This is a genomic window from Acetivibrio mesophilus, assembly GCF_004102745.1.
In the GTDB taxonomy this organism is placed as follows: Bacteria; Bacillota; Clostridia; order Acetivibrionales; family Acetivibrionaceae; genus Hungateiclostridium; species Hungateiclostridium mesophilum.
In genome coordinates, this window is the sequence record NZ_RLII01000021.1 from 58,224 (window position 1) to 66,943 (window position 8,720).

The 8,720-nt window shown below is 38.6% G+C and carries 3 protein-coding genes and 1 pseudogene; 1 reads left to right on the forward strand and 3 read right to left on the reverse strand.

Features of this window, described 5'->3' with window-relative positions:
* Window positions 1-452 precede the first annotated feature (452 nt).
* A pseudogene (locus tag EFD62_RS13380) lies at window positions 453-1,283 on the reverse strand (IS3 family transposase); the annotation flags it as partial.
* 1,048 nt (window positions 1,284-2,331) lie between these two features.
* Here EFD62_RS13380 and EFD62_RS13385 point away from each other — a divergent pair.
* A complete protein-coding gene (locus EFD62_RS13385) occupies window positions 2,332-4,860 on the forward strand; it encodes an endo-1,4-beta-xylanase (protein ID WP_128706272.1) in 2,529 nt (842 codons plus the stop codon).
* Here the strand turns inward: EFD62_RS13385 and EFD62_RS13390 are convergent, their stop codons facing one another.
* Both EFD62_RS13390 and EFD62_RS13395 read right to left on the reverse strand, forming a co-directional pair.
* On the reverse strand, window positions 4,861-5,829 hold the full coding sequence (locus EFD62_RS13390) for an RluA family pseudouridine synthase (RefSeq protein ID WP_128706273.1): 969 nt from the start codon (window positions 5,827-5,829) through the stop codon (window positions 4,861-4,863).
* A gap of 38 nt (window positions 5,830-5,867) precedes the next feature.
* Window positions 5,868-8,318 (reverse strand): mannose-1-phosphate guanyltransferase, encoded by a 2,451-nt coding sequence (locus EFD62_RS13395; RefSeq protein WP_069194950.1) that lies wholly within the window; start codon window positions 8,316-8,318, stop codon window positions 5,868-5,870.
* Window positions 8,319-8,720 lie beyond the last annotated feature (402 nt).

Here is an 8,720-nt window from a genome sequence, read left to right on the forward strand (position 1 = left end):
TAAAGGTTTATGTAATTATTATGAGGGTAAGGGCTTAGATAAGCTGGAACTACATTGATTGTAAATCATCTTCTAAATCTATATGATAAATCTAATTTGCTCGTAAGGGGTATTGTGGTAATATAGTTATAATTAGTTTGAACTGTTAATTAGGATAGGCATATAGTTTATATAAATTTATTGGTGTTGTGCATTAAAAAGTAATAAATTGTATTATAATGCTCCCAATTGTAAAGACAATTTTTGCAGCTTTTTTAAGTTAGATTCTCCCTTCTTTGGTTTTGCATAATATTTGCATTTATGCATTCTGTTGGAAAATGTCGAGGGCGAGCGTAAGAGAGATCCTCTTGACCCTTGACATCCAATGGACATACATCCTCTTGTTTTCCGGTTTGCAATAACAGATCGGCTGCCTTCCGGCGAGGACGGGGGTTGGGGCAGAACTCCAAGGTTTTATACGACTGCCGGAGCTGATGTCCTCTTTCACAATCTTCAAGATAAAGTTTTTCCCACTTGTAGGATCGGAAGAAACGCTCTATCCGTGGTTATCCAATGCTCTTCCTTTTCCATCCATTGATATTTTTATATTGTTATTTTTCAATAGATTTATGTAGTCATCACTAGTAAACTGTGAACCTTGATCACTGTTAATGATTTCAGGCTTACCGTGCAGTTTTATCGCCTTTTGGAGTGCCTCTATCTTGAATGTCCAATCCAAAGTGTTTGATAACTCAAACCCAACAATATAGCGGGAATACCAGTCTATAATAGCTACCAGATACATAAAACCGTGTTTCATCCGGCATTAGGTCACGTCTATGGACCATACTTGATTTGGATGTTCAATTTTCAAGCCTCTCAGCAGATATGGATGCAAGTACTACGTTTGCTAAGGTTGGGTCCAGGACAGAAGCCATGTATCCCCATTTCCCTCATGTAACGCCGGGTTCGTTTTCGATTGATATGAATGTGATAATCCCGGTTCAGGATATTTGTCATCCTGCGATAGCCATACTCTGGATGAGTCGTGTAAATTTCATCAATCATACGCTTAATCAGGCATTCCTCATCATTTGCTGGAACCGGCTTGTAGTAAAGGCTTGTACGGTTTAAGCCCAATAATTCTGCTTGCTTTGTTATGCTGAGTTTTTTATCTTTTCTGTCAATCATCTTCGTGCGGTCTTCACGGGATTTAGAGTCGGCCAGATTTTTTTAAGCCAGGAAACCTCATATGAGAGTTGAGCTATTTGCTTAAGCAGTTCGTCCTTCTCCTTTTCAAAGGAAGGATATATTGATAAAACAGGAAAGTTCATATGGGGACCAAATTAGGGTTTTCTTCATTAATGCATTACCTATGAAGTTTTTGAGATAATATTGTTTCTGCTATGGATAAATGACCAGGAAATCTATTGTAGAGATATTGGAAAAAACTCTTGGGCTTGAACATTACAAGAATTAATGATAAGTAAGGTGTATAAAAAGTTGGGATTTATCATATTTAAATACTCAAAAATGGAGTGTTGTGCTATTATTTAAAAATCGAGAAAAATGATGAAAGGCAACTAAATAGATAGTAAAAAAGACTGGCAGTCTTCTTCTAGGTAGAAAATATTGACGGGGTATTTTACTATAGAATTATCCCCTAATGTGGGCCCAGTGGCGAAAATAAGCTATAAGGGTAGGAAAAAACCGCTCTCAATCAATAAAAAAGCTGCTATTAAGCGGCTTCGATGATATTTGCTAGATCCTAAAATGTCAAAAACCCATTCTTTACATTTTTTATTTAATAGATATTCATAATTTGAATTTTTGCCGATATATTCTTTGTAGATAACAAATCAATAAGTTTAATCACAACAACTTTATTGAGGAGGGTTGAGAATGAAAAGACTGATTTTTCTATTTATAAAGTATTATTTTTAGAAGGTCGCAGTAACTCTGCATCAATAACAGGTCCTTATGATGGGGTTGTAATAAAGTGAATGCCTTTAGGATGGTAATAGGAAAAGGGCAATACAATCGAATTAGATAACGCAGTCAGGAATAGAAAATTTGTTGAAGAGATCACCTAATGTGATCTTTTTTGTTTTCTTCCCAATACATTCCCCTTTAACTCAAATCTGTCCTGCAAATCGGCTATGGTTCAAAGCAAGTGTTAATTTGAATTAAGAATACATGATTTTGATGAAAGTGACCGACTTAAAAAAATAAGTGTTTACGAATAAATAAGAAAACAAAAGATGTTATGGGAGTAACGATAAAAAAGGGGGGAGTATTTAACAGTTGAGATGCAATGATTTTTATTTAAATAAAACCAAAAGGAGGAGTATTATGTCAAAAAAGGTTTTCAGTATGTTGCTTATTGGCTTGATGCTTATGACATCGCTGCTTGTGACGACAAATATTACATCAGCGGCATCGTTGCCAAGTATGCCACCGTCAGGATATGATCAGGTAAGGAACGGTGTTTCAAAGGGACAGGTGGTAAACATTTCTTATTTCTCAACGGCCACAAATAGTACGCGACCGGCAAAAGTTTATTTGCCTCCGGGATACTCAAAGGACAAAAAGTACAGCGTTTTGTATCTCTTACACGGTATAGGCGGTAGTGAAGGCGACTGGTTCGAAGGAGGCGGCAGAGCCAATGTTATTGCCGATAATCTGATTGCCGACGGCAAAATCAAGCCTCTGATAATTGTAACACCGAACACTAACGCAGCTGGAAATGGGATAGCAGACGGCTATGAAAATTTCACAAAGGACCTGATTAATTCTCTTATTCCTTATATCGAATCAAACTATTCGGTCTATACCGACCGCGAACATCGTGCGATTGCAGGACTTTCAATGGGAGGCGGACAATCGTTTAATATCGGTTTGACAAATCTAGATAAATTTGCGTATATTGGACCGATTTCCTCAGCTCCAAATACCTATGCTAATAACAGACTGTTTCCTGACGGAGGTAAAGCTGCCCGGGAACAGCTGAAATTGCTTTTCATTGCCTGTGGAACCAATGATAATCTAATAGGCTTTGGTCAGAGAGTACATGAATATTGTACTTCCAATAATATTAACCATACCTATTGGCTTATTCAGGGAGGTGGACACGATTTTAATGTGTGGAAGCCTGGATTGTGGAATTTCCTTCAAATGGCAGATGAGGCAGGACTTACGGGTAATGACACTACTCCAACTCCGACACCTAGCCCAAGGCTAGCCAATACACGGATTGAAGCGGAAAGTTACAGCAGTGTTTCTTCGTCAACTATTGAGATAATAGGAGTTCCAAATGACAGCGGTAGTGGAGTAGGTTATATTAATAGTGGTGACTATCTGGTTTATAAGAATATAGACTTTGGAAGCGGAGCAACATCCTTTAAGGCTATGGTCGCAAATGCCATTACTTCCGATATTGAACTTAGGTTAAATAGTCCGTCCGGTACTTTAATAGGTACATTATCGGTGAAATCAACAGAAGACTGGAATACATATGAGGAGCAAACCTGCAGCATTAATAAAGTTACAGGAGTAAATGATTTGTATTTGGTATTCACAGGTCCTGTAAATATTGACTGGTTCACTTTTGGTGCTGGAAGCAATTCCGGAGATCTTGGTGACTTAAATGGTGATGGAAATATTAATTCAACAGACCTTCAGATATTAAAAAGGCATTTGCTCGGTATAACGCCGCTTACAGGAACAAAGCTTTCAAATGCTGATGTAAATAGAAGTGGCAGTGTGGACTCTACCGACTACACAATCCTAAAAAGATATATACTTCATATTATAACTGTTTTCCCAGGACAAGACGTTGTACCGACACCAACACCTACATCAACTGCAGCCATCACTCCAACAATACCCCCTCTTCCTACAGTTTCAGGAGATTCGTTGCGTGATTATGCAGAGGCAAGGGGAATAAAAATTGGAACATGCGTAAACTACCCATTTTACAATAATTCAGATCAAACCTATAACAACATTTTACAGAAAGAATTTGCAATGGTTGTATGCGAAAATGAAATGAAGTTTGATGCTTTGCAACCAAGGCAAAACAGTTTTGATTTTAGAAAAGGGGATCAGTTGCTTGCCTTTGCTGAGAAAAACGGCATGCAGATGAGGGGACATACATTGGTTTGGCATAATCAAAATCCATCATGGCTTACAAATGGAAACTGGTCACGGGATTCCCTGCTTGCAGTAATGAAAAACCATATTACCACAGTTATGACTCATTACAAAGGAAAAATCGTAGAGTGGGATGTAGCAAATGAATGTATAGATGATGGAAACGGCAATGGATTAAGGAGCAGTGTATGGAAGAATGTAATAGGTCAGGACTATCTCGACTATGCCTTCAAATATGCAAGGGAGGCCGATCCTGATGCACTCCTCTTCTATAATGACTACAATATTGAAGATTTAGGTCCAAAGTCCAATGCGGTATTTAACATGATAAAAAGTATGAAAGAAAGAGGTATACCTATTGATGGAGTAGGATTCCAATGCCACTTTATCAACGGAATGAGTCCTTCATATCTTGCCAGCATTGATCAAAATATAAAAAGATATGCAGAAATAGGTGTTATTGTATCCTTAACAGAAATAGATATACGCATACCTCAGTCGGAGAATCAAACATCTGCGTTCCAAGTACAGGCAAACAACTATAAGGAATTAATGAAAATTTGCCTTGCAAATCCCAATTGCAATACCTTCGTGCTATGGGGATTCACCGACAAATACACATGGATTCCGGGAACTTTCCCAGGCTATGACAATCCATTGATTTATGATAATAATTACAAGCAAAAGCCGGCATACAATGCGTTAAAGGAAGCACTTATCGGCAATTAATTAAAATATAGAAGGATACTTTGCGAGCTTATACTCCGGCTGCACCTGTATTACCCTTCCCCTTAAATAATTTAAAATTCCGGCATCGCCTGAAAAATCGAACTTCAGCTTGTATGCCCATAAAGCCTGATATTTGGCACCTAAAAGACGGTTAAAGCTGTTGATTCCGTATTTTCCGTCGCCTACCACAGGATGACCGATATGGGCAAGGTGAGCCCGGATTTGATGGGTGCGGCCGGTATAAAGCTCAACCTCAAGGCTGCTGATACCTTCATCGGTATCAGCAAGCTTTCTGTAGGAGAGAACTTTATATCCGGTAACTATTTCAACTCCATCTCGAGACTTTGTATCCTTGATAAAAACCCTGCTTTTTCTTTCGTCCTTTTCAAGATACGCCGTCAAGATATCTTCTCTTTTTTCCATTTTCCCCTTTACAAGGCACTGGTAATATTTGCTGATTTCGCCGCTTTTCATCTTTTTAAGCACCATATGAAGAGCCGCATTGTTTTTTGCCACCATAACAAGACCCCCGGTGTTGCGGTCAAGCCTGTGGCAAAGAGAAGGGGTAAAGTCGGAATTTTCTTTATATTCGCCCTTTATCTTAAGGTAATCCTTTACAAAATCAATAAGGGTATTTTCAGTCTGTGTCCTGTCGGGGTGCACGGGTATACCCTGCTTTTTGTTTACAATGAGAAGATTGCTGTCTTCATAAGCCACTGAAAATGCCATTTCATAATTAAACTCGCCTGCTTTTGGGATTCCGTCCAAAATATCATCTGTGATATATATATCCACATGATCATTAAGCATTACAATGTGGTCTTCTTTAACCCTTATGCCATTTACCTTTATGTCCTTTTTGCGAAAGGCTTTAAATAAGGCTCCGTTGGGGAGCCTTGGAAAGGTTTCTCTTAAAACTTTGTCAATTCTTTTGTTTGCTCTATCTTCTGTAATTGTTATCGTACGCATAAATCTCCTTTATGATAATGCAAAAAATCTTTCTTTTATTACTTTTTATCATTAATTATTGCTTTTATTTTGTCAAGATATTTGTCTGAAATGGTTTCTGCCACGTCAGGCGAAATCCCTTCTGAGTAAACCCTGCAAAGGGGCATATCTGCATCGGGCAGGACAAGGGCCCAACCGTTGTCCAATATAAATTTCACGCCATCTAAAAGCTCCACCTTTTCTTCGTCTTTCTCGGTTATAAGTGTTCTCATTACCCTGCCTTTTAACTCCCAAGGGCAGAAAATCTTCTTTTTGCTGACATAGAAATCCGGTATTTCCTTAATGGTTTCTGTAAGGGTGGTATTTTTGAGGCAAAGGTATTCAATTATTTTTACAAGTCCTGCAATGGCATCAAAGTTTAGCAGGAATTGATCCATGTTCTCGCGATTCTTGAAGAGGTTGTGGTTTAACATTTGCTCCATTACAGCCTGGGGTGAGGTTTTTGTGCGTACAACCTTACCATTGTACCGTCCGGCCAATGTTTCAATGATGGATGGAGCCGTTATGGGTACAACCACCTTTGAGTTTGGAACCGACTTAAAGGTAATAAGGGATGTAAGACAGAGGAATAAATCATCCTTTACCACATTGCCATACTTATCTATCAGCACCAGTGTTTCCCCGTTACTATCAATGAAAGCGGCAAACCCGGCATTGTTGTTTTTTATTTCGTCAATAATTGTATCAACCTCGTTCAAATTGGAAGAGGAGAAACTTGCGACTTTGCAGCCTAAATCGGTGAGCATAGGTACTACAATGGAAATTACAAAATCCGAGGGAGATACTATACATATTTTTGGTGTGTTGCTTTTTATTGATTCAACATCTACCTCATTCAATATGGAACGTACATAATAGTTCTTAAAGTCCGTGATGTTGTTAAGTCTGCTGACTTCATCACCGGAACAGCGTTTAAAGTCCTCACGGGAGAAGGAATTCTCTATTTTCCTTTCCGTAACCCTACTGATGCTTGCCCCTTTGGAGTCCATAAAATCAACTTTAAGCTTGTTTGGATTGTCCTCACTGAGCTTAATGTGAATTCCCCCCTCAACGGAAAGGAAATTGATGGCATGACGGGACAAAGGAGTAAGAAGACTACTTAAGTTGAATACTTCTACGCCTACCGAAAGAATACCGGATATGAAGGCATGCTTGAACATTCTGGCTGAGTTGGAGGTGGTGGAACTTACAACAACCTTGGAACCCTTTTTAAATATGGAACCGTACGCTGCGCCAAGCCTGGTCGCAAACTCTGGGGATATATCAACGTTAATAATTCCGGAAAGACCGTTTTCACCGAAAATACTTTTTGAGTGCTTTGAACCCCAGATAATATTTCTATCTACTATTGCGAAGGGGTCAACGGATTTTTGTGGCCATATTTTGACATTTGGCTTTATAACTACCCTTTCATTGATTAAGCAGTTGTCCCCAACAATGGCATTTTCAAATATATGTACGTAGCGCTTCAGGTTTGTTTTGTTGCACAATATAGCGCCCCGTATTTCAGAACCGTACTCAATGAAGCTGCCATTCCATATAACACTGCGCTTTATGGAGCTTTCCCGCTCAATTACATTATTGTCTCCGATAACGCTCAAACTGTCAATTACAGCACCGCTTTCAATGCGGCAGTTGTCTCCGATAACACAAGGAGGATTGATTATTGCATCGGGATCAATGGTTGAACCGGCTCCAACCCACACACCTTTTTTGATTTCAGTTGCGTTTATATCAAGCTGGATTTTACCTTCGAGGACATCGTAATGGGCCTGAAGATATGCCTGAAGGTCACCGATGTCACACCAATAGTCATCCATGACATAACCGTACATGGGCTCCTTCTTTAGGAGAAGGTGAGGGAAAAGGTCCTGGCTGAAATCCACTTTTTTACCCTTTTCCAAGTATTTTAGCACCTCAGGCTCTAAAATATAAGTTCCGGTATTTACGGTATCACTAAAGACTTCACCCCAGCTGGGTTTTTCCAGGAAACCGGTTATGGAGCCGTACTTGTCCGTAATAACTACACCGTATTCTAGGGGAACATCCACCCTTGTCAAAACCAGAGTGGCTTTCGAATTTTTCATTTTGTGAAACTCGATTGCCTTAGTGATATCCATATTGGTTAGGGAATCCCCGCTTATTACTATAAAGGATTCGTCCAGGAAGTCTTCTGCGTTTTTTACACTTCCTGCAGTTCCAAGAGGAGTATCCTCGGTAAAGTAGGAAATATTGACTCCAAAATTGGAACCATTCCCGAAATAATCCTTGATCTTTTGAGGAAGATACATGAGTGTAACGCCGATTTTAGTAATTCCGTGCTTTTTCAGCAAATTAATTATGTGCTCCATTATTGGAATGTTCATTATTGGGACCATAGGCTTGGGCAGGTCACATGTAAGAGGGCGAAGTCTTGAGCCTTCCCCGCCGGCCATTATAATAGCTTTCATCTAAGGATCATCCTTTCACTTTACTGATGCTAATTACAACTCGGTTTGTACCAACCATTGACAAAAACAGAAGTCTGATCATACCTATAGTATTTGTGAAAATCACAAAAATAAATCAAAAAATCAAAGTAACAACCAAATGTATATTGCTCAATATTAATTATAACAAGATATAACAACAATCATAATATATTTATTTATATTCAATATAACCAAAAAAAATCCTTTATTAATTGGTTGAAAAATAAAACTAACAACTCTTTTAAAAATATATTACTAAAACTTCGCACTTATAAAAGTCCCTGTGCACCTTGAAAATTCAATATTATTTGGTGATAAAAATGGCATGAGACCTTCAACATTGGTATAATTGAGTTGAGAGAAACAATCAAACCAAATGGA